Source organism: Achromobacter aegrifaciens (assembly GCF_902859965.1).
Taxonomy (GTDB): domain Bacteria; phylum Pseudomonadota; class Gammaproteobacteria; order Burkholderiales; family Burkholderiaceae_B; genus Achromobacter; species Achromobacter aegrifaciens.
Window position 1 is genome coordinate 344658 of sequence record NZ_CADIKO010000001.1, and the last position, 20523, is coordinate 365180.

The following is a 20523-nucleotide window of genomic DNA, read 5'->3' on the forward strand; positions in this document are numbered from 1 at the left end:
GCCTTGCGGCTTGCCCGCCGGCCAGGAACAGCTCCAGATTCTGAGCGCCGCCAGACCCGCCCACAAATTCCAAATCATGAACTGTCCATAACCTTTCATATGCGCGCGGAAAGGCTTTCGGCCGGCCTATCGTTTTCCCTTAAAAGCAGCCGATCTGCGCGCTTTTCGCCGCGATTTTCCCCGAAAAAGCGCACACCATAACCTTGGGTTATCCATGGGAACACGTTAGCTATTTGTGCCTCGCTGGTGTGCCGCCGATCATCCGCGATACGGAACGCAGTGCCTCTCTCATGTGGCGGCAATGACGGACATCCGATCCATACAAGGGGAAAATTATGTCGTCGACCTGGACCGCCGCGCGCGCCGCGGCGCATGCAGCAGCCTGTCCGGAGGCCCGGCCATGAAGATCTTCAGCGCCGGCCTGGGCACGGAAACCAACACCTTCGCGCCCATGCCCACCAGCCTCGCCTCCTTCCAGGACCGCGACTACTATCCGGCGGGCACGCATCCGGACTCGGTGACCTTTGCAGGCGCGCCGCTGTACGTGGCACGGCAGCGCGGCCGCGAGGCCGGCTGGACGCTGGCCGAAGGCCTGGTCACGTCCGCGCAGCCGGGCGGCACGACCACCCGCGCCGCCTACGAGACGCTGCGCGACCAGATCCTGGCCGACCTGCGCGCGGCGATGCCGGTGGACATGGTGTTGCTGGGCCTGCACGGCGCCATGGTGGCCGACGGCTACGACGACTGCGAGGGCGACATCCTGCGCCACGTGCGCGAGATCGTCGGCCCCGATGTGGTGGTGGGCGCCGAACTGGATCCCCATGCGCACCTGAGTCCGTTGATGGTGGAACAGGCCACGGTGCTGGTCCTGTTCAAGGAATATCCCCACACCGACATCCGTGAACGCGCGGAAGACCTGCTGGCCTTGTGCCTGGACGCGCAGGCCGGGCGCACGCGACCCGTCGCGGCGTTGATCGACTGCGACATGATCGTGCCCATGCACACCACCCGCGAACCGGCGCAGGGCTTCGTCAGCCGCATCAAGGCGCTGGAAGGCCGCGACGGCATCCTGTCGATCTCGGCGGCGCAAGGCTTCGCCACCGGCGACGTGCCGGAAATGGGCACCAAGGTGCTGGTCTACGCCGATGGCGACGCTAGCGCCGCGCAAGCGCTGGCGCGCCGCCTGGCCGATGAACTCATCGGCATGCGCGAGCAGCTCATGGTGCCCTACCGCAGCGTGGACCAGGCGCTGGACGAAGCGCTGGCCTTCGGCGACGGTCCGGTGGTGCTGGCCGACCGGCCCGACAATCCCGGCAGCGGCGCGCCCGGCGACGCCACGTTTGTCCTGAGCCGCATGCTGGAACGCGGCGTGACGAACGCGGCGCTGGGTCCCATGTGGGATCCGGTTTCGGCGCGCATTGCGTTCGACGCCGGTCCCGGCGCGGTGCTGGACCTTCGCATTGGCGGCAAGGTCGGTCCCTTGTCCGGCGACCCTCTGGACCTGCGCTGCACGGTCAAGGCCATCCAGGCCGACATGATCATGACGGGCCTGTCCGGCGCGCCGGCAGCGATGGGGGACTGCGCGCTGGTCGAGACCCAGGGCATCGAGATCGTGCTGACCTCACTGCGCAACCAGGCCATCAACATGGACCTGTTCACGCAGCTGGGCTGCGATCTTTCTTCCAGGAAGATCGTGGTGGTCAAGTCCGCGCAGCACTTCCATGCCTCGTTCTCGAAAGTCGCGCGCCACATCATCTATGTCGGCGGCAAGGGCGTCGCCACGCCCGACTGGAAAACGCTCACGTACCGCAATATCCGGCTGCCCAAGTGGCCGCTCTAAGAACCTGCCGGCGCGCGGACGCCGGCGCCTCCACCAACAAGATGGGAGCCTAGCGCGATGAAAAAACGCCTGCTTTGCCTGTTCTCGACGGCCACCCTCGGCCTGGCCTTCACCCTTGGCGCCGCGCCGGCGCACGCGCAGCAGGCCAAGACCCTGCGCATCGTGCCGCACGCCGACCTGAAGGTGCTGGATCCGACCTTCACCACCGCCTACATCACGCGCAACTTCGGCTACATGGTGTACGACACGCTGTTCGCGATGGACTCGCACAGCAAGCCGCAGCCGCAGATGGTGGAAAAGTATTCGGCCAGCGACGACAAGAAGACCTGGACCTTCACGCTGCTGCCTGGCCTGAAGTTCAGCGACGGCCAGGCGCTGACCACCGCCGACGTGATCGCGTCGCTGCAGCGCTGGTCCGCGCGCGACAACATCGGCCAGGCCATCACGCGCGCCGGCGGCAAGTGGGAAGCCGTGGACGCCAACACCTTCAAGCTGACGCTGGACCAGCCGTTTGACCTGGTGCTCGAAGGCCTCGCGAAGGTGTCCAGCTATCCCGCGTTCATCCTGCCCCAGCGCCTGGCCTCGCAGCCGGCCGACCGCCCGCTGACCGAGGTCGTAGGTTCCGGCCCTTACCTCTTCAAGCGCGCCGAATGGGTGCCCGGCAGCAAGATCGTGTTCGAGCAGAATCCGAACTACGTCGGCCCCAAGGCCCAGGCCGACGGCCTGGCCGGCAACAAGACCCCGCACATCCCGCGCGTGGAATGGCGCGTGCTGCCCGATTCCAACAGCGCCACGGCCGCGCTGACCAACGGCGAAGTCGACATGATCGAACAGGCGCCGGCGGACTACATCGACGCCTTGCGCGGCAACAAGAACGTCAAGATCGGCGTGATGGAGCGCGCCCAGGGCTACATCATCCTGAACCAGTCCATGCCGCCGTTCAACAACGAGAAGGCGCGCCAGGCCGTGGCCCACCTGGTGGACCAGGACAAGTTCACCGCCGCCATGGGCTACCCGGACGACCTGCGCATGAAGTACTGCGCCACGGTCTTCATCTGCGGCGGCCCCAACGACACCACCGCCGGCGCGGCGCCCTACGCCAAGCCCGATCCCGCCCTGGCCAAGAAGCTGCTGGCCGAAGCCGGATACAAGGGCGAGAAGGTCGCGATCCTGCTTCCCACCGACCTGGCCTACCTGAACTCCGCCACGCTGGTCGCCATCCAGGCGCTGCAGGACATCGGCGTCAACCTCGACATCCAGTCCATGGACTGGGCCACGCTGACCGCCCGCCGGGCCCGCAAGGAACCCATCGACAAGGGCGGCTGGAACATCTTCCTGTCGGCCGCTTCCGAGTTCAACGTCGACTCGCCCATCAGCAACACCTACCTGGGCGCGGTGTGCGGCAACAGCCTGCCGGGCTGGCCCTGCGACAAGAAGCTGGACGAACTGCGCGCCCAGTGGATCGCGGCCACCAGCTCGGACGAGCGCAAGCGCGTGCTGGACCAGTTCCAGGAGCGCGCCTATGAAGCCTTCCCCGCAATCTCGGTGGGCCAGTATTCGCGGGCATTCGCCTCGCACAACAGCCTGAAGAATGCGGAAAAGATCTGGAGCCTGCCGAACCTGTGGGTGCTGGACAAGTAATCCGCAGCCAGCCTAATCGATACGCGAGACAACCATGGGTTACATCATCCGGCGAGTGCTTGCCATCGTGCCTGTCATGGCAGTGGTGGCGGTGATCGTCTTCCTGCTGATCCACCTGTCGCCGGGAGACCCGGCGGCGCTCATCGCCGGGGATTTCGCCTCCGCCGACGACATCGCCAAGCTGCGCGTGGCGCTGGGCCTGGACGAGCCGCTCTGGCGGCAGTTCGGGCTGTGGGCGGGCAAGCTGCTGCAAGGCGACCTGGGCACGTCCATCTTCACCCACGTGCCCGTGACGCAGCTGCTGGCGCAGCGGGTGGAACCCACGTTGTCCATTGCCGCGCTCACGATGCTGGTCTCCATCATCGTGGCCGTGCCGCTGGGCGTGCTGGCCGCCTACCGCGCCGGCACCTGGATCGACCGCCTGGTGATGCTGTTCGCCGTGCTGGCGTTCTCGGTGCCGGTGTTCCTGGTCGGCTACCTGCTGATCTACGGCTTCGCCATCAAGCTGCAATGGCTGCCGGTGCAGGGCTATGTCAGCCTGTCCGAGGGCGTGGGCCCGTGGCTGCGCAACCTGACCCTGCCCTGTATCAACCTGGCGCTGGTATACATCGCGCTGATCACCCGCATGACCCGCGCAACCGTGGTGGAAGTGCTGCACGAGGACTACATCCGCACGGCGCGCGCCAAAGGCCTGGCGGTGCTGCCCGTGCTGGAGCACGCGCTGCGCAATGCCGCCATCCCGATTGCCACCACGGTGGGCGTGGGCATCGCGCTGCTGATCGGCGGCGTGGTCGTGACCGAGACTGTGTTCGCCATTCCCGGCATCGGCCGGCTGGTCATCGACGCGGTCCAGCACCATGACTATCCGGTGATCCAGAGCGTGCTGCTGCTATCGGCCGGCACCTACGTGCTGATCAATCTGCTGATCGACCTCAGCTACCGGCTGTTCGATCCTCGCATCCGTTACTGAGCCGCCGCAGGAAAGAATCATGTCAGAAAGCTCGATTTCCACCAGCCCGCCCGTGGTGCTGCACGAGGCGCTCAGCGCCAGCGGCCGCCGCTGGCGCTGGATACGCAAGCACCCCACCCTGATCCTGGGCCTGGCGCTGCTGTTGATCGTGGCGGGCCTGGCCATCGCCGCGCCCTGGATCGCTACGCACAACCCTATCAGCATCAATCCGCTGCAACGCATGAAGCCGCCGTCGGCCGAACATTACTTCGGCACCGACGCGCTGGGCCGCGACGTGTTCAGCCGCGTGGTGTGGGGCGGCCGCGTGTCGCTCGTGGTGGCCATCGTGGTGGCGCTGATCGCGACCGCGGTCGGCGTGGTGCTGGGCCTGATGGCGGGCTTCGTGCGCTGGGCCGACGCGATCATCATGCGCATCATGGACGGCATGATGGCCATTCCCGACATCCTGCTGGCCATCGCCCTGATGGCGGTGATCCGCGCCAGCCTGACCACGGTGATCATCGCGATCGCCATTCCGCAGGTACCGCGCGTGGTGCGCCTGGTGCGTTCGCTGGCGCTGACGCTGCGCGAACAGCTTTACGTCGAGGCTGCCCACGCCGTGGGCACGCGCCTGCCGGTGATCCTGCGGCGCCACGTGCTGCCCAACATGGTCACGCCGCTGGTGGTGCAGGCCACGTTCATTGCCGCCACCGCGGTGCTGACCGAAGCGGTGCTGTCGTTCCTGGGCGTAGGCGTGCCGGCCCAGGTGCCCAGCTGGGGCAACATGATGGCCGACGCCCGCAACTACGTGGCGGTGGCGTTCTACACCATCCTGTATCCGGGCATCCTGCTGGCCGTCACCGTGCTGGCGATCAACCTGATGGGCGACGGCCTGCGCGACGCGCTCGACCCCCGCCTGACCAACCAACGCTAGGAGCACGCCATGGCAATCTCTCCCGCCGCCGTCGCCCCTGGCGATGTGCTGCTCGAAGTCGACAACCTGCGCACCTACTTCGATACCGTGTCCGGCACCGTGCGCTCGGTGGACGGCGTGTCCTACCAGGTGCGGGCAGGCCGCACGCTGGGCGTGGTCGGCGAGTCCGGCTGCGGCAAGAGCGTCACTGCGCTGTCCATCCTGCGGCTGATCCCGACGCCGCCCGGGCGCTATGCCGGCGGCCAGATCCGCTACCGCGGCACCGACCTGCTGGGCCTGACCGAAAAGCAGATGCGCCAGATCCGCGGCAACCGGATCTCGATGATCTTCCAGGAACCGATGACCTCGCTGAACCCCGTGCTGACAGTGGGCCGGCAGATCGCGGAAACGGTGATGCTGCATCAAAAGCTCGGCCGCCGCGAGGCCTACCGCCGCGCCGAGGAAATGCTGCGCCTGGTGCAGATCGCGGAACCCGAGCGGCGCGTGCACGAGTACCCCTACCAGCTTTCCGGCGGCATGCGGCAGCGCGTGATGATTGCGCTGGCCCTGGCCTGTAATCCCGAAGTGCTGATCGCCGACGAACCGACCACGGCGCTGGACGTGACCATCCAGGCGCAGATCGTGGACCTGCTGCGCAGCCTGCAGCAGAGCTTGGGCATGGGCATCGTGCTGATCACCCACGACCTGGGCGTGGTGGCCGAATGCTGCGACCGCGTGGCCGTGATGTACGCAGGCCGCAAGGTGGAAGAAGCTCCCGTCACCGAACTGTTCGACCGCCCCCTGCATCCGTACACGCGGGCGCTGATGGCGTCGATGCCGTCGATGAACGCGTCGACGCAACGCCTGGCCGAGATCCCCGGCATGGTGCCCGCGCCCAGCGAGCTGGGCAAAGGCTGCAGCTTCGCGCCGCGCTGCGCCTACGCCACCGACCGCTGCCGGGCCGAAGCGCCGCAATTGCTGGAACATGGCAGCGACCACGTGGTCGCCTGCCACGAAGCGGCGCGCGTCGCCGCGCAACCGGCCCCGCAGGCGGCCGCTTCGACGCCCCCCGGCGCCGCCCTGACTGGAGTCCAAGCATGAGCGCCCGCAACCAGCCCGCCGCCCCGGCCACGCCCTTGCTGGAAGTGCGCGACCTGAAGATGCACTATCCCGGCGCGGGCGGCTGGTTCAAGCCGCGCCGCAAGGTCATCCAGGCCGTGGACGGCGTTTCCTTCTCTGTCGCCCGCGGCGAGACCCTGGCGCTGGTGGGCGAATCCGGCTGCGGCAAGACCACCACCGGCAAGTCCGTGCTGCGCCTGATCCAGCCGACCTCGGGATCCGTGCGGCTGGAAGGCGAGGAAATCCTGGCGCTGTCGGCCGAGCAGATGCGCAGCCGCCGGCGCGACATGCAGATCATCTTCCAGGATCCGTACGCGTCGCTGAATCCACGGCTGACGGCAGGCGACATCGTCGGCGAACCGCTGCAGAACTTCCCGGCCTCGGGCGGCCGGTCACGCGCCGATGAGATCGCCTGGCTGTTCTCCAAGGTCGGCCTGCGTCCGGAGGCGATGAAGAAGTTCCCGCACGAGTTCTCCGGCGGCCAGCGGCAGCGCCTGGGCATCGCGCGGGCGCTGGCCCTGCGGCCCAAGCTGATCGTGTGCGACGAACCGGTGTCCGCGCTGGACGTGTCGGTGCAGGCGCAGGTAATCAACCTGCTGATGGACCTGCAGGAAGAGATGGGCATCGCCTACCTGTTCGTCGCGCATGACCTGGCGGTGGTGCGCCACATCAGCCATCGCGTGGCGGTGATGTACCTGGGCCGCATCGTCGAGGTCGCCGACCGCGACACGCTGTTCTCGCGCCCGCTGCACCCGTACACGGAAATCCTGCTGTCGGCCGTCCCGGTTCCCGATCCGCACAAGCCCGCGCAGCGCAAGCTGCTGCAGGGCGATCCGCCCAGCCCGGCGAATCCTCCCAGCGGCTGCCGCTTCCACACGCGCTGCCCGCTGGCGCAGCCAGTGTGCAAGGAGAAGCAGCCGGTCCTGACCCAGCGGCCAGACGGCTCGGACGCCGGGCAGCACTGGGTGGCGTGCCACTTCCGATGAGCGCGCCGCGCCTGCTGGCGGGTCCTCTGCCGGGCAGCGACCCGGTCTTTGGCCGCGGCATCGCCGAGCTGCGGTCGGCCATGGCAGCGGGCGCGCTCAGCGCCATGGACCTGGTGCGCGCCTACCTGGCGCGCATCGCCGCGCACGACCAGGCCGGGCCAGCGCTCAACGCGGTCATCGCGCTGAACAGCCAGGCGCTGGCCGAGGCCGCCGATCGGGACAGGGAAAGACAGCGCGGGGCGGCGCTGGGGCCGCTGCACGGCATTCCCCTTCTGCTCAAGGACAACATCGATACCGTGGGCATGCCCGCCACCGCTGGCTCGCTCGCGCTGGCCGGCCGCCGCCCGCAGCGCGACGCCGACGTCGTGCGCCGGCTGCGCGAAGCCGGCGCCGTGGTGCTGGGCAAGACCACGATGCACGAACTGGCCTGCGGCATCACCAACGTTTCTTCACTATCCGGCCGCACGCGCAACGCCTACGACGCCGCCCGCGTTCCCGGCGGATCCAGCGGCGGTAGCGCCGTCGCGGTGGCGTCCAGCTTCGCGGCGGCCGCGATAGGCACCGACACCAGCGGCTCGATCCGCATCCCCGCGGCCTTCAACCAGGTCTGGGGCCTGCGGCCCACGGCCGGACGCTACAGCAACGCCGGCGTGGTGCCGCTGTCGCCGACGCTCGACACGGTCGGCCCGATGGCCCGCAGCCTTGCTGATATCTCAGCCCTGTGGTCGGTGATGGCGGGACAAGGCGAAGACGCGCGCGGCGCGGACCGGGCCTGGCGCATCGGCACGCTGGAAGCATTCTTCGGCCCAGCCGGCGCGGAACTGGAGGTGTCGCGCCACGTCCGCGCGGCGCTCGCCGGTTGGCAAGCCGAGGGCGCACAGATCCAGCCAGTCGCGCTGGCGCTGGAAGACGCGCGCCTGACCGCCGCCAACGTCACCGGCCATGAATTCCGCGACGCGCTGGCCCTGTGCCTGCGCGATGCGGGTCTGCCCGTGCGCAGCCTGACCGACATCCTGGACGGCGGCTATCCCCACCCGGAAGTCGCGCCGCTGCTGCGCGAGCGCGATGCGCTGCGCGATCCCGACGGCAGCGCGCGCCTCGCGGTGCTGGCCCGCGCCCAGGTGCTGCGCGACGAATTGTTGACTGCCATGGACCAAGGCCAGCTGGACCTGCTGGCCTATCCCAGCGTGCGTGGCGCGCCGGCACTGCTGGGCCAGGCCCAGCGCGGCGGCAATGGGCTGCTCGCGGCGGTGACGGGGCTGCCGGCCTTGAGCGTGCCCATCGGCTTCACGCCCAGCGGAATACCCGTCGGCCTGGAACTGCTGGGTCGCGCGGGCAGCGAGCGCCAGCTGTTTCAGGCTGCGCGGCGCTTCCAGGCTTGAAAACTCCTTGCCGCGTAAGCAGCCGTAGCGGTCACGCCCTGGCCTCCTCGACGATCCAGTCGATGAAGGCGCGGACTTCCGGACGCTGGACCGCGCCGGGCCTGCTGACGGCGTAGTAGGCGAACCTCGCGGGCCAGGGCTTGTCCAGCGCCTGCACCAGGCGTCCGGCCGCGATCTCTTCCTGCGCGTGCGCGGCGGGCACCAGCGCAAGTCCCTGGCCCGCTTCCGCCGCCCGGATCAGCAGGAAATCGTCATCGAACGCATTGCCGCGCTGCGCCCGGGCATCCTGGGCCACGCCATGCGCGCTTAGCCACAGCGGCCAATCGGCGCGGTCCGCATCGTGCAGCAGCGGGTAATCCAGGCAGTCCGCCGGTTCGGCCAGCGCCGCTGCGAAGCCTGGCGCGGCCACCGGCACGAGCACCGGCGCCATCAGCGGCACCACATCCAGTCCCGGATAGTCGCCCAGCCCGTGGCGCAGGGCGACATCGACGTGGTCGCGCCGCAGATCGACCAGGGCAGGCGTCGCCTCTACCCGGATTTCGATGTGCGGATGCCGTTCCTTGAACCGCCCCAGGCGTGGAACCAGCCAAGACGCCGCGAACGTCGCCACGGTGCTGACGGTCAGGCTTTGCCGCGCCTGCTTCGCGGCCAGCATGTCCACTGCCTTGTCGATCTGCGCGAACGCCGCGCTAAGCATCGGATACGCCTCGGCGCCCGCCTCCGTCATGCGCATGCCGTGGCGTTCGCGCACCAGCAGGGCGATGCCGAGCCGGTCCTCCAGCAGCCGGATCTGCTGGCTGACGGCGCCCGGCGTGACATGCAAGGCCTGCGCCGCCGCGGTGATGCTGCCGCGCTGGCTTACCTCGACAAAAGTGCGCAGCGCCTGCAGGGGAAGCGTTGCCGTCATTTTAGATTTCCTAAATTTAAAAGTGAGAAATGATCGCTGTACCGGATCCCGCTCAACAAAGAAAATTTCAATGCCGCCGCGGATCCTGAATATTTAGCTAATCTTAAATGAGCAAGCCCATGCTGAATCTATACACCGATAGTTCTCCCAATGGCTACAAGGCCACCATCGCGCTGGAAGAACTGGAACTGCCCTACCGCCTGCACCATGTGCGCATCGCGCAGGGCGAGCACCGCCAGCCGGATTTTCTGGCCCTGAATCCGCACGGCCGCATTCCGGTACTGACCGATGATGAAACCGGCGTGGCGCTGTTCGAATCGGCGGCCATACTGCTGTATCTCGCGGAAAAGATCGGGAGGCTGCTGCCCACGGACATCCAAGGCCGCTGGGAAGCGATCAAGTGGCTGCAATTCCATTCCAGCAGCGTCGGTCCCATCATCGGGCAACGCGTGAACTTCGAGGTGTTCGACAAGGCGCGCAACCCCGCCGCGCTCGAACGCTACCAGCGCCTGACCGAGGATGCGCTCGCGGTGCTGGACCGCAGGCTGGCCGATCAGCCCTACCTTGCCGGCGACGCCTACTCCATCGCCGATATCGCGCATTTCGGCTGGAGCCACATCGCACGGATCATCGATTTCGATTTCAGCCATCACCGGCACCTGAGCGCATGGCACGAACGCGTGGCAGCGCGGCCCGCGGTCGCCAAAGGCATCACCCTGCCCGCGCCGGCAACGGGCGCTTGAAGGAAACAAGGACAGTCGGAATGGACACCACCCTCTCTCTCCATGGCACGACGGGAGCGTCGTACTTCGCTTTTTCCGCGCACCCCGGCTATCGGCGGATGTTCGCGCCCGACCGCCTGACGCTGGGCATCTTCCTGCCGCTGCGCTTCTATGAAGGCAGCATGGCGGTCCTTGCGGGGCAGGCCGAACTTGTGCGGCAGATCGACCGGCAGGAGTTTGCCGCCGTCTGGGTGCGCGACGTACCCTTGTACTCCCCTTCGTTCGGCGATGCCGGCCAGGTCTTCGATCCGTTCACCTACCTGGCCTTTCTGGCGGCGCAAACGAAGAAGATTGCACTGGCCACGGGCAGCGCGACCTTTTCCCTGCGCCCCCCCATCGATCTGGCCAAGGCGGCGACAACCATCGACCAATTGTCGGGCGGCCGGCTGGTGCTGGGGATTGCGTCGGGAGACCGTCCGGTCGAGTTTCCTGCCTATGGGCTGAATCACGACGAACGCGCTGCGCGTTTCGCCGAGGCGGTTTCGTACTTCCGTCAGTTGATGCGCCCAGGACGCCTGGAGATCGATTCGCCGCTGGGGCGCTTCAGCAACGCGGAATTCCTGCCCAAGCCCGCCGCGGGCGTCATTCCACTCATCGTCACCGGTTCGTCGGGGCAGTCGCTGCCGTGGGTCGCCGAACACGCCGATGGCTGGCTGACCTATCCCGACGCCACCGATACATCGACAGGACCCAAGCGCCTGGGGGCCAAGATCCGTGCCTGGCGCGCCCAGATTCCCGACGGCGGCTTCCGGCCGCACATGACCAATGAATGGCTGGACCTGGCCGAAGACCCCGACCATCCCCGCACGCCCTTGCATAACGGCTTCGTGCTGCGCACGGGCAGGAAAGGCTTGATCGCGTTGCTGGAGGAATGGCAGGAGGCCGGCGTCAATCACGCCGCGCTGGGCATCCAGTTCTCGCAACGGCCCGCGGCGGACGTGCTGCAGGAACTGGCGGAGGAAGTGCTGCCGCATTTCCCCACGCATGAAGGGCCTGGGACTTTGCCGGACGCTTGGTAGCTCACGCAGGCGGCTACGCTATCCTTGACGGTTTTCATCCTCCAACCCCGTCATGGCGCAGCCCTCCGCCCGCATACTCGAAGGAACCATCGACCAGATCCGCCTCGCGGTGCCGCTCGTGCGGCACGATGCGTTCCTGCGCGTAGGAACAGAAAGCGTGATCGCCGCCGGGCTGGAAGCGCCGCAGATCAATCAATTGCAGCGCCTGCATCAGCAGGGCATGCCGGCGCGCCTGGGTGTGATGGACGGCGAAGAAGGGCCGGCCGTCTTCTCCTGGGCAGTTCCGGCGCGTGGCGATCCCATCCCGCCGCGCTACTACCAAACCCTGAAACGGCGCGGCTGGCGCGAGGTCGTCATCGGCGGCGCGGTCTGCGCGGCGTTCGTGTGGCTGGCTTGGCTGCTCGGCATCGCCAGCCTCACACGCGTGTTCCTGATGGTCTTCTCGCTGGTCGTCGCCCTGGTGGCGCTGGTGGTGGCGGGTTCGGCCATGCACGGCCTCTGGCACAACCGCCGCCACCGCCCGCTGATCCTGGCCACCGAAGCGCTTTTCGATCCCGAGCAAAAGCCGGTTGCCGGCATACCTGCCCCGCCGCCCGAGCCGCCACGCCTGGAGCCGCTATCGACGCAGGACGAGGGCGAACCGCCCATCGGGTACGTGCGGGGCCGCCTTACCGGCCTCACGCATGAGATGCGCCAGGTTCACAAAGGGCCGAACTATGGCATCTACCGCTACACGGTCAACGGCGTGGACTACGCGATGATCGCCCAGGAAGCGTTCGGCGACGCGCTGCCCTTCCTGGCCGAGGGCGACCGCGTCGAATTGGCAGTGCGCACGGCCTCCGTCCACCAGGATGGCCGGCGCGCCGTCTATGCGCTGCGCAATCTGGAAGATGGCCGCTGCTATATGTGCCACCGCTACTACGGCGGCGAGCTAGGCAGGGACACGCCTATCCGCGTGGGCATGAGCCAGCGCGCGCGCCTGCTCAAGCTGATAGGCGCGTTGATGCTGACGGCCTGGCTGTTCGTGGTCGGCCTGCAGTTTTTCGCCGGACCGGACGACGGTTCGTTCCGGGACTTTCCCGAACTGGCCGTCTTCCTGCTGGCGCTCTTCTTCATCGTGTGGCTGGGCTTCGCCCTGCCCCTGCTATGGCTGGACACGCGCTGGCGCATGGGCCGGCCCACGCGGCGGCAGCGTTTCACGCAGCGGATCTACGCCATGCTGGACCTCGGTACGCCCCTTGCGCCCTCGCAGCGCATCGAAGACGTGTAGCGCGCGCAGGCCTCAGTTGCCCAGCAGCTTCACCGTCTGCGGGTTGTAGCCGGAATACGCGCCGCCGCAGCCCGTATAGGCTTGCGCGGCGGCGGGCAGGCCGGTAGCGCGGACGGAGAGTTCGCCGCGCGCGCGGATCTCCCTGTAGCGTTCGGCAGCCACCGTCTCATCCGGCAGGAAGTACAGCCGCACGCGCTGCAGGCCCTTGCCTGGGTCCTTGCCGCTCGCCGCGCTGAAGGCCGGGACGTTCACCGTCGCCTCGCGCCAGGTCCCGGGTTCTTCCAGCGTCTGCCAACGCACCCGCAAGGGCTGCTCCAGATCGAGCAGGACCGGGCTACCGCCACGCACCGGATCGCAAGGCTGCCGCAGCACGCTGCGCGCCGCCTGCGAGCCCATGTCATAGGCCTGGCCGTTGATCTCCACCCGGGCGATGGTCTGCGGCGTCAGGTTCTGCAGGCTGAAAATCGCCACCCCGGGCATCCCGGCCGCCTCCATCCGGTCGTCGGTGGTGCCAGCGAAGCGCGCGATGCCCGGCGCCACCTCGACGTGATCGGCATAGTGGTAATAGTGATAAACCACCAGTTCCGCTTCGCCCTGCGCGGACGCCGAGGGCAGCTTGCCCATATCCGGATACGGCAGGCGTTTCAGCGGCACGGACGGGCCTGGCGTTCCGTCCTGGCTGGAGTACACGTAGCGATCCACGCCGTCCTTCAGGCGCGCGCCGTCGTAGGGGAAATTCTCGCTGGCCGCGGCCCCCTGGTTCGGATAGCGGCGAAAGCGCGAAAACATGTATTGCGCCACCGACCCGGGCTCCAGGTACGGCGACGAGCCCGACGACACGCTCCCGCCGCGCCTGTCCGTCCAGATCGTGCGCCCGCTCAGATTGACGTGCGCTTCCTCGATCGCTGGGTGCGACGCCTGGAAACGGTCCCACCTGCCCTGCTCGATGGAGTCGCTGACGGGCACGATGGCGAGTGCCAACACCGTAGGCAGGAACATCAACGCGTGGACGCGCCCCGGCACCTGGCCTTTATCGCGCACCATGTAGATGATCCAGCACAGCGCCAGCACCAGGGCCAGAGGCCCGCCGAACAACACGCCATAGCTCAACAGCGCCTGCGCGCCCCAGCCCAGATTGGGGCTGGAGACGAACACGATGCCCAGGAACGCCAGCAGTCCCGCCAGCAGGAAGGAGACGATGATGCCAAACAGGTAGTGCCGGATTTGCTTCAAGTGCGCAGTCCTCGCCGGTCGCGGCATCGGCGCCATCCCGGTAGGCATGGCAGCCGACGATCTAGTCTGGCGGCAGGATAACGCTAATTCCAGTTCCGCTCTGGATCGGGAAGCGGATTTTGCCTGTCAATCCGCCAGCGCCCGCCCTGTTCTCTACGATGACGGGCGGCCCTTCCAGCGCCCCCCGAGGCTCGTCGCCTACTTGCCCTTGCGCAGCGACAGCGGCACACCCCAGATCGGGTCTTCCATGCCCTGCTTGCCCAAGGGCGTGATCTGCATCGGTGTCATCTTGGCCAGAAGCTGACGGTGTTCCGCGCTTACGTTCTCAAGCCGCTCGATGTACTTCTGCGTGAACTCCATGGGCGCTGGACGCGTGTAGACGGTCAGATCTTCGAGCGGGCATTCGATCATCTTCGGATCGACCGCGCGGCAGGCGGACTGCCGGTACTTGTAGCTCGGCGTCTTCAGGTGCATGCGCTGGCTCAGCACCAGTTGGCCGCTCTTGAGCGTGAAACTTGCCAGCGCCTGCTGCGGCGGGATGCGGGCCTGCACCTTGATCGCGGGGATATCGCGGGAATCGGTCTCTTCGCGATAGCCGGCCGCACCGAGCTGCGTGGTCTCGCTGTATTGCTGCTCGCCCCAGCTCACGCAGGCGCCCGAAGCCGCGTGCACGGCGGTGCAGACCGTGCGCGTCTTGGTCTCGGTGCCATAGGTAGCGTCGCGCCAGTTGGTTTCCCGGTAGAACTCGCGATAGAGCTCGGGCGACAGATAGGCGGTGCCGTTGGCGCCGCGGCCCGAACCCTCCTTGCCGCTCGCAGCGCCGACCTGGTCAAGCAAGGCATTCAGCTTGTAGTCGTCGCCACCGGTCAGCAGATATTTGCCCGGCGGCAGGATATGCACCTCGAAGGCCTGGAACAGATAGGTCGTCTTCTTGTCCCGTTGCAGCGAGTTGGTCTGAAAGCCGCGGCTGAAAGTTATGCGCGGATCCTTTTCGTACATCCAGATGACGCGCGAGGTCCATTTGGTCATTTCCAACGCGTCGCTCAGCGAACGATGCGGCATGATGTCGGCCACCAGCACCACGGCCATATCGTCCTTCAGCGCCGCGTCGATCAGGTCCAGCAGCTGGGCATAGCGCGGATCGTTCCTGGTGCCTTCGGCGCTCAGGAACGGATGAGGCGCGCAGCCGGACAGGGCCAGCGCGAGCGCCAGGGCGGACAGGGCAAGTCGCGGACGCGTCAGGGTCATGGATCAGTCCTTGGTATGAGCGGGATCGGTCGGTTGAGCGCGCATACTACTGGCTCGGGGCCAGATCGCAATCCTTGCATAGCGGCTGAAACACACGCCGGCCGGCTCCGATCCGGCGTTCATGCGGACCCGCGCAAGCGCCCGGCCATGCATCGCAGCCGCCAGGCCAATAACGGCGGGGCCGCGGCCCCCCCGTACTGCCGCGCCGCCTCGCATGGGCGCTCGGATCGCTGACACAAAAGGTTTGAAATTATTTGTTGCGATTGTTTCTCGTCTCGGCGACGCTAGGCGTCGTCCATCGCGATTCCGCCCCGGAGACCCCCGCCATGTCGCTCGCCCTTTACGGCCATCCCTTCTCCTCCTACACGCAGAAGGTGCTGATCGCGCTGTACGAAAACGGCACTCCATTCGAGTTCCGCTGCATCGGCCCCGACACGCCAGAGCACGCGGCCGAATGGCTGCGCCGCTGGCCCCTGCACAAGTTCCCGCTGCTGGAAGACGGCGGCCGCAACATCGCCGAGACCAGCATCATCATCGAGCATCTGCAGCTGGATCATCCCGGGCCGCAGCGCCTGCTGCCCTCCGATCCCAGGGCGGCGCTGCAGGTGCGCTTCCTGGATCGGTTCTTCGACCTGCACGTCATGAACTGGACGCAGCATGCGGTAGGTGGCGCGCTCTCGGGCGACGAGAACAAGCGGCGGGAAACGCTGGCCCTGGCGGTGGAAAAGCTGGAAGTCGCCTATGCATGGCTCGAAACGCATCTGGCCGGCAAGACCTGGGCGGCTGGCGAGGACTTTACCCTGGCGGACTGCGCCGCCGCGCCCTCGCTGTTCTATGGCGACTGGACGCACCGCATCGCCGAATCGTATCCGGTGCTGCGCGCTTATCGGGCGCGGCTGCTTGCGCGTCCATCGTTCGCGCGGGCCGTGGAAGAAGCGCGGCCGTACCGGCCGCTGTTCCCGCTGGGCGCGCCGGACCGGGATTGACCCCGGGCCGGCAGACGCGTCACTCGTTGCCGGCGGCCATGTCCCACACCTTCTGGGCGATGGGATTCTTCTGTTCCTCGATGATGTGCGCCATCAGGCCCACCGAACGGCCGATCATCGTCAAGGCCTTGCCCAACTCCGGCGTCAGGCCCATATCGAGCACGATGGCGCCCTTGGCCCCGGTGGCATTCAGCGGAATCTTGCGGCCCGACTGGCGGGCGGCCGCCGCGGCCAACTCGACGGCAAAGCGCGAGTAATTGCCGTAATAGCCGCAGTCCCTGGCGATCTCGAACATCTTTTCGCAACGGGGATCGCCGTCCACGTGTATGGGATGCCCCACGCCGGGAATCTTGCGCTTGGCCGCCTTGTTGGCCGCGACGCATTCCTCGGCATAGCGGCGCAGTTCCTCGTCCGTGTAGCTATCCTGCTTGGGCAGGGCGTCGCGCAGAAAGCGCGCGGCGTATTCGATCACGCCAAGAAAGCGGCTGCCTGCGCCCAGCAATCCCGCCGCCAGGGCGCCCTGCATGGCCTCGGGCGCGCCGTGCAGGGTCAGCCGCGCCGACAAGGCGCTGGGCGTGAGGCCATGGTCGGTCGCGCTCACCAGGAACAGGTTGAGCATGGTCTTGAGCTGCGGCGTGGGGAACTCGCCCAGCAGCTCCAGGGCCAGCACGTCGATGAAATCGCGCTGGAACAGGTCCTGCACCAGGTCATGGCCTCGCACCAGGATGGTATGGGCGTCGCCGCCTCCGATCTTGCTGTCGAACATCTGAAATCTCCGTGTTTTTTTCCGGGCAGCGGACGGCCGCTGCGCCGGCCTGCTATTCGATGACGGCATCCAGCGCCACCACGCCGCGCCCTTCGTCCAATACCACCAGCGGGTTGACCTCCAGCGATTGCACGTCGTCTCCCAGCGCCGTGAACAAGGCCGCGATGCGCAGCATGGCATCCACCAGGGCCGCCCTGTCGCGCGCCGGCAGGCCGCGATGGCTGGCCAGGCGGCGCGCGATGCGCGTTTGGTCCAGCGCGCGCTCGATCTGCTTGCGGCTGGCCGGCAGGTGGCAGCGCGCCACGTCGGCCTCGACCTCCACCCACACGCCGCCCGCGCCCACGCTCAGCACCGGGCCGAAGACCTCGTCGCGATGCAGGCCCACCAGCATTTCCACGCCGTCGACCACCATCTCCGACACCAGCACGCCGCGGATGGCCGCGACGGGCACCTGATGCCGCGCCGCGTTCGCGACGATGTTCTCGAAAGCCTGCCGCACTTCGGCTTCATCGCGCAGCCGCAGCTGCACGCCGCCGATCTCGCTCTTGTGCAGCACGCCGTCGGCCACCAGCTTGAGCGCCACCGGAAAACCGATGGCGCACGCGGCTGCCGCCGCCTCTTGCGCCGTGGCCGCCTGGGATTCGCGGGGCGCGCGCACGCCGTACTGCGCCAGCAGCGCCTTGGCCTGCGCTTCATTGCAGGGCAGCGTTACGACAGGCGCGGCCGCCGGCAGGCCTGCGGGCGGAGCGTCCGGCGCCTCGTCGGCCCCCAGGTCCGCGTACGCGCTGACGCGCTTGAGCGCCTGCATGGCGTTGCGCAGGCTGTAGACCGGCGCGAATCCTTCCTGGATCAGAAGGTCGTGCGCCGGCCCGCGGCGGCTGCTCATCCAGACGGGCACGAAGGCCTTGGCGCCGCCCTGTGCGACCGCCAGCATGTTGCGCACCAGCCCTTCGGTGCTGGCCGAATAATTGGAGGTGATGGGATAGAGCACGGCGTCCACGCCCGGGTCCGCAAACAGCGGCGCCAGGCAGCGCCGCGCCAGATCCGGGTCGGTCAGCGCCTTGGTGGTCAGGTCCACGGGATTGGTCAGGGCCGCGTAGGCGGGCGCGTGCCGCGCCATCTCGGCCACGGTTTCATCCGCCAGCGCGGCCATGGCCAGCCCGGCTTCGCCCACCTTGTCGGCCGATAGCACGCCCGCGCCGCCCGACGATGAATACACGCAGATGTTGCGCAGGCGGCGCACGCCCACGCGCGATATCAGGCTGGCGACGTCCAGCAGTTCGTCCAGGTCTTCGACGCGGATGACGCCGTACTGCGAGAACACCGCGTCGTTGACGGCATCCTCGCCCGCCAGCGAGGCAGTATGCGATTGCGCCGCCTTCTTGCCGAAATCCGAGCGGCCGATCTTCAGCGCGATCAGCGGCTTGCCCGCGCGGCGCGCGGCCGCCGCCGCCGCAATGAAACGCGGGCCGCTGCGTATGCCTTCCATCACGGTGCAGATCAGGTCGGTTCCCGGGTCATGCGCCAGCCAGTTGATGAAGTCCGCGCTGTCCAGGTCCAGTTCGTTGCCGGTGGAGAACCAGCGCGAAAAGCACACGCCGCGCTCGTTGCCCTGCATGAGCGAACGGCCCAGGCCTCCGCCCTGCGTCACCAGGCCGATGCGCGAAAGCTTTCCCGTCCTGCCGTCGTTGCGGAATTCGGTGGAAAAGGTCAGGCCCAGGCGCGGCGCCAGCATGGTCATGCCCGCGCAGTTGGGACCGTACAGGCGCATGCCGCTGCGCTGCGCCAGCGCCAGCATCTCGGCCTCGACCGTGCGCCCCGCTACGCCCAGCTCGGCGAAACCGCCCGTGAACACGATGACGTAGCGCACGCCCTTGGCGGCGCAGGCGCGCAGCGTGGCGACGGCGGATTCGGCCGGCACCAGCAGCAAGGCCACGTCGATGCCTTGCGCCGGCACCGCGTCCACGCTGGCATGCAAGGGTTTGCCGAAGAGTTCGCCGCCCTTGGGGTTGACCAGGTGCACCTCGCCGTCGAAATCCGAGTGCTCCAGCACGTTGACCACGGTGGTATGGCCCAGCGTGCCAGGCTTGCTGGAGGCGCCCACGATCATGACCGAACGCGGCCGCGTCAGCTCCACCAGATCGTCGAAGCGGACGTTGGGATCAAACTGGGAAGGACTGGCGCTCATGCGGCCTCCGGTCGGCATTTCATCAGGGTGGTCCATTCCGACTCCACCACGACCTCGCCGTTCTGGTTCTTCACCGTGCGCAGCATGGTCACGCGGCCCGTGCCGGGGCGCTTCTGCGACAGCGTCTTCTCGCCTATGCTCAATTCGACATGGATGGTGTCGCCGATGAGCACGGGCTTGCGCCACACGCAGCGCAGTTCGGTCAGCGCCAGCCGGGTGCCGTCCATCAGGCGGTACACCGGCATGCGGGTGGTCAGGCCCGACGCGATGGCCAGGGTCAGCATGCCGTGCGCGGCGCGCTGGCCGAAGGGATGGCTGGCGGCGAATACGGCATCCGTGTGCAACGCGTTGTAGTCGCCGGACAGCCCGGCGAACTGCACCACATCCGCTTCGGTGACCGTGCGGCGCGGACTTTCCCAGGACTGCCCGGACGCCAGGTCCTCGAAGTACAGGCGGCGGCCCAGATGTTCGTCCAGATCGAATGGCGTGCTCATGCGTAACGCCCTCCCGTCACGTGCACGGTCTCGCCCGTGGTGAAGCCGGCCAGGCGCGATGCCAGGAAGGCTACCGTCGCGGCCACATCGGCCGGGTCGCCCAGCCGGCCGACCGGCGTGTTGGTCTTGGCGCGTTCGGTCAGCTCTTGGTAGTCGGGGCGCTTCTGCATGCGCGGCGTCGAAATGACGCCCGGGGCGACCGCGTTGGCGGTGATGCCGAACTTGCCGGACTCCAGCGCCAACGAACGGGTAAAGCCGATCAGCCCGGCCTTGGCGGCCGAGTAGTTGGTCTGCCCGGGATTTCCCAGATGGGCGCGCGAGGCGATGTTGATGACGCGGCCGAAGCGCTGTTCCATCATCAGCGGCAGCACTGCGCGCGAGCAATGGAATGCCCCTTGCAGCGTCACGTCCAGCACCGCGTGCCAATCTTCCTCGGACATCTTGGTCAGATAACGGTCGCGCGCGAAGCCCGCGTTGTTGACCAGGATATCCACCTTTTTCCAGCGCTCGACCGCCTGCTGCACGGCGCGGCCGACCTCGTCCTTGTTGGTCACGTCGGCGCGCACGCCCAGGACGTTCCCGCCCAAGGCAGACAATTCGGCGCAGGCGGATTCGATCGCCTCTTCATTGGCGTCGCACACCACCACATTGCAGCCTTCCTGCACGAAGCGCCTGGCCATTGCCATGCCCAGCGTGCCCGCGCCGCCCGTGATGAAAGCGGTGCAACCCTTCAGTTCCAGATCCATGATGCCATTCCATTCGAGTTTCAATGTTCCTGCCACGCCGGGCCCGCCCGGGCC

The 20523-nt window shown here is 67.5% G+C and carries 18 protein-coding genes; 11 read left to right on the forward strand and 7 right to left on the reverse strand.

Translation table 11 applies throughout. The annotated features are described in order from the left end of the window. The first annotated feature begins 400 nt into the window (after nucleotides 1-400). From HV793_RS01700 to HV793_RS01730, 7 genes are read left to right on the forward strand one after another with little or no spacing between them, the layout of a single operon-like run. Complete coding sequence (locus HV793_RS01700; RefSeq protein ID WP_054452290.1) at nucleotides 401-1840, forward strand: M81 family metallopeptidase; 1440 nt, start codon at nucleotides 401-403, stop codon at nucleotides 1838-1840. Nucleotides 1841-1897: 57 nt separating this feature from the next. Next, on the forward strand, nucleotides 1898-3481 hold the full coding sequence (locus HV793_RS01705; RefSeq protein ID WP_175212543.1) for an ABC transporter substrate-binding protein: 1584 nt from the start codon (nucleotides 1898-1900) through the stop codon (nucleotides 3479-3481). A gap of 34 nt (nucleotides 3482-3515) precedes the next feature. After that, nucleotides 3516-4451, forward strand: coding sequence for an ABC transporter permease (locus HV793_RS01710; RefSeq protein WP_054451821.1), 936 nt, complete (start codon nucleotides 3516-3518; stop codon nucleotides 4449-4451). A 19-nt stretch (nucleotides 4452-4470) separates the two neighbouring features. Next, nucleotides 4471-5364 carry an ABC transporter permease gene (locus tag HV793_RS01715; RefSeq protein WP_054451823.1) on the forward strand — a complete coding sequence of 298 codons (894 nt, stop codon included), beginning with the start codon at nucleotides 4471-4473 and terminating at the stop codon, nucleotides 5362-5364. A 9-nt stretch (nucleotides 5365-5373) separates the two neighbouring features. Continuing rightward, the gene (locus HV793_RS01720; protein WP_054451825.1) at nucleotides 5374-6444 is read left to right on the forward strand and encodes an ABC transporter ATP-binding protein; all 1071 of its coding nucleotides are present in this window, start codon (nucleotides 5374-5376) and stop codon (nucleotides 6442-6444) included. Next, entirely contained in the window at nucleotides 6441-7448 is a 1008-nt protein-coding gene (locus HV793_RS01725; RefSeq protein WP_175160281.1) for an ABC transporter ATP-binding protein, read from the forward strand. The genes HV793_RS01720 and HV793_RS01725 overlap by 4 nt, the downstream gene beginning before the upstream one ends. Continuing rightward, the gene (locus HV793_RS01730) at nucleotides 7445-8830 is read left to right on the forward strand and encodes an amidase (protein ID WP_175212544.1); all 1386 of its coding nucleotides are present in this window, start codon (nucleotides 7445-7447) and stop codon (nucleotides 8828-8830) included. Before HV793_RS01725 ends, HV793_RS01730 begins: the two co-directional genes overlap by 4 nt. Nucleotides 8831-8861: 31 nt before the next feature. Here HV793_RS01730 and HV793_RS01735 read toward each other — a convergent pair whose 3' ends face one another. Continuing rightward, nucleotides 8862-9737 carry a LysR substrate-binding domain-containing protein gene (locus HV793_RS01735; protein WP_054451830.1) on the reverse strand — a complete coding sequence of 292 codons (876 nt, stop codon included), beginning with the start codon at nucleotides 9735-9737 and terminating at the stop codon, nucleotides 8862-8864. A 119-nt stretch (nucleotides 9738-9856) separates the two neighbouring features. Here HV793_RS01735 and HV793_RS01740 point away from each other — a divergent pair, with 119 nt between their 5' ends. The 3 genes from HV793_RS01740 to HV793_RS01750 all read left to right on the forward strand — a co-directional run bounded on the left by HV793_RS01740 (nucleotide 9857) and on the right by HV793_RS01750 (nucleotide 12808). After that, entirely contained in the window at nucleotides 9857-10480 is a 624-nt protein-coding gene (locus HV793_RS01740; protein ID WP_175212545.1) for a glutathione S-transferase family protein, read from the forward strand. A gap of 98 nt (nucleotides 10481-10578) precedes the next feature. Further along, complete coding sequence (locus tag HV793_RS01745) at nucleotides 10579-11538, forward strand: LLM class oxidoreductase (protein ID WP_217481769.1); 960 nt, start codon at nucleotides 10579-10581, stop codon at nucleotides 11536-11538. Between the two features lie 52 nt (nucleotides 11539-11590). After that, nucleotides 11591-12808, forward strand: a complete 1218-nt coding sequence (locus tag HV793_RS01750; protein WP_175212547.1) for a hypothetical protein — start codon at nucleotides 11591-11593, stop codon at nucleotides 12806-12808. Between the two features lie 12 nt (nucleotides 12809-12820). Here the strand turns inward: HV793_RS01750 and HV793_RS01755 are convergent, their stop codons facing one another. Continuing rightward, nucleotides 12821-14041, reverse strand: coding sequence for a hypothetical protein (locus HV793_RS01755; protein WP_175212548.1), 1221 nt, complete (start codon nucleotides 14039-14041; stop codon nucleotides 12821-12823). A gap of 198 nt (nucleotides 14042-14239) precedes the next feature. Then, a complete protein-coding gene (locus HV793_RS01760) occupies nucleotides 14240-15289 on the reverse strand; it encodes a hypothetical protein (protein WP_175212549.1) in 1050 nt (349 codons plus the stop codon). A gap of 326 nt (nucleotides 15290-15615) precedes the next feature. Here HV793_RS01760 and HV793_RS01765 point away from each other — a divergent pair, with 326 nt between their 5' ends. After that, the gene (locus tag HV793_RS01765; protein ID WP_125470942.1) at nucleotides 15616-16275 is read left to right on the forward strand and encodes a glutathione S-transferase family protein; all 660 of its coding nucleotides are present in this window, start codon (nucleotides 15616-15618) and stop codon (nucleotides 16273-16275) included. Nucleotides 16276-16294: 19 nt separating this feature from the next. Here HV793_RS01765 and HV793_RS01770 read toward each other — a convergent pair whose 3' ends face one another. From HV793_RS01770 to HV793_RS01785, 4 genes are read right to left on the reverse strand one after another with little or no spacing between them, the layout of a single operon-like run. Next, a complete protein-coding gene (locus HV793_RS01770) occupies nucleotides 16295-17041 on the reverse strand; it encodes a citryl-CoA lyase (protein WP_054451836.1) in 747 nt (248 codons plus the stop codon). A 52-nt stretch (nucleotides 17042-17093) separates the two neighbouring features. After that, nucleotides 17094-19229 (reverse strand): acetate--CoA ligase family protein, encoded by a 2136-nt coding sequence (locus HV793_RS01775; protein WP_175212550.1) that lies wholly within the window; start codon nucleotides 19227-19229, stop codon nucleotides 17094-17096. Further along, a complete protein-coding gene (locus HV793_RS01780) occupies nucleotides 19226-19723 on the reverse strand; it encodes a MaoC family dehydratase (protein WP_054451838.1) in 498 nt (165 codons plus the stop codon). Before HV793_RS01780 ends, HV793_RS01775 begins: the two co-directional genes overlap by 4 nt. Then, nucleotides 19720-20469, reverse strand: a complete 750-nt coding sequence (locus HV793_RS01785) for an SDR family oxidoreductase (RefSeq protein ID WP_054452294.1) — start codon at nucleotides 20467-20469, stop codon at nucleotides 19720-19722. Before HV793_RS01785 ends, HV793_RS01780 begins: the two co-directional genes overlap by 4 nt. Between the last annotated feature and the right edge of the window lie 54 nt (nucleotides 20470-20523).

Bases quoted from the DNA above. Each gene is read 5' to 3' on its own strand.
- HV793_RS01700 (WP_054452290.1), top strand. From the start codon at position 401: ATGAAGATCTTCAGCGCCGGCCTGGGCACGGAAACCAACACCTTCGCG.
- HV793_RS01760 (WP_175212549.1), bottom strand. From the start codon at position 15,289: ATGACCCTGACGCGTCCGCGACTTGCCCTGTCCGCCCTGGCGCTCGCG.
- HV793_RS01745 (WP_217481769.1), top strand. From the start codon at position 10,579: ATGTTCGCGCCCGACCGCCTGACGCTGGGCATCTTCCTGCCGCTGCGC.
- HV793_RS01765 (WP_125470942.1), top strand. From the start codon at position 15,616: ATGTCGCTCGCCCTTTACGGCCATCCCTTCTCCTCCTACACGCAGAAG.
- HV793_RS01750 (WP_175212547.1), top strand. From the start codon at position 11,591: ATGGCGCAGCCCTCCGCCCGCATACTCGAAGGAACCATCGACCAGATC.
- HV793_RS01710 (WP_054451821.1), top strand. From the start codon at position 3,516: ATGGGTTACATCATCCGGCGAGTGCTTGCCATCGTGCCTGTCATGGCA.
- HV793_RS01740 (WP_175212545.1), top strand. From the start codon at position 9,857: ATGCTGAATCTATACACCGATAGTTCTCCCAATGGCTACAAGGCCACC.
- HV793_RS01705 (WP_175212543.1), top strand. From the start codon at position 1,898: ATGAAAAAACGCCTGCTTTGCCTGTTCTCGACGGCCACCCTCGGCCTG.
- HV793_RS01730 (WP_175212544.1), top strand. From the start codon at position 7,445: ATGAGCGCGCCGCGCCTGCTGGCGGGTCCTCTGCCGGGCAGCGACCCG.
- HV793_RS01735 (WP_054451830.1), bottom strand. From the start codon at position 9,737: ATGACGGCAACGCTTCCCCTGCAGGCGCTGCGCACTTTTGTCGAGGTA.
- HV793_RS01780 (WP_054451838.1), bottom strand. From the start codon at position 19,723: ATGAGCACGCCATTCGATCTGGACGAACATCTGGGCCGCCGCCTGTAC.
- HV793_RS01715 (WP_054451823.1), top strand. From the start codon at position 4,471: ATGTCAGAAAGCTCGATTTCCACCAGCCCGCCCGTGGTGCTGCACGAG.
- HV793_RS01725 (WP_175160281.1), top strand. From the start codon at position 6,441: ATGAGCGCCCGCAACCAGCCCGCCGCCCCGGCCACGCCCTTGCTGGAA.
- HV793_RS01720 (WP_054451825.1), top strand. From the start codon at position 5,374: ATGGCAATCTCTCCCGCCGCCGTCGCCCCTGGCGATGTGCTGCTCGAA.
- HV793_RS01785 (WP_054452294.1), bottom strand. From the start codon at position 20,469: ATGGATCTGGAACTGAAGGGTTGCACCGCTTTCATCACGGGCGGCGCG.
- HV793_RS01770 (WP_054451836.1), bottom strand. From the start codon at position 17,041: ATGTTCGACAGCAAGATCGGAGGCGGCGACGCCCATACCATCCTGGTG.
- HV793_RS01775 (WP_175212550.1), bottom strand. From the start codon at position 19,229: ATGAGCGCCAGTCCTTCCCAGTTTGATCCCAACGTCCGCTTCGACGAT.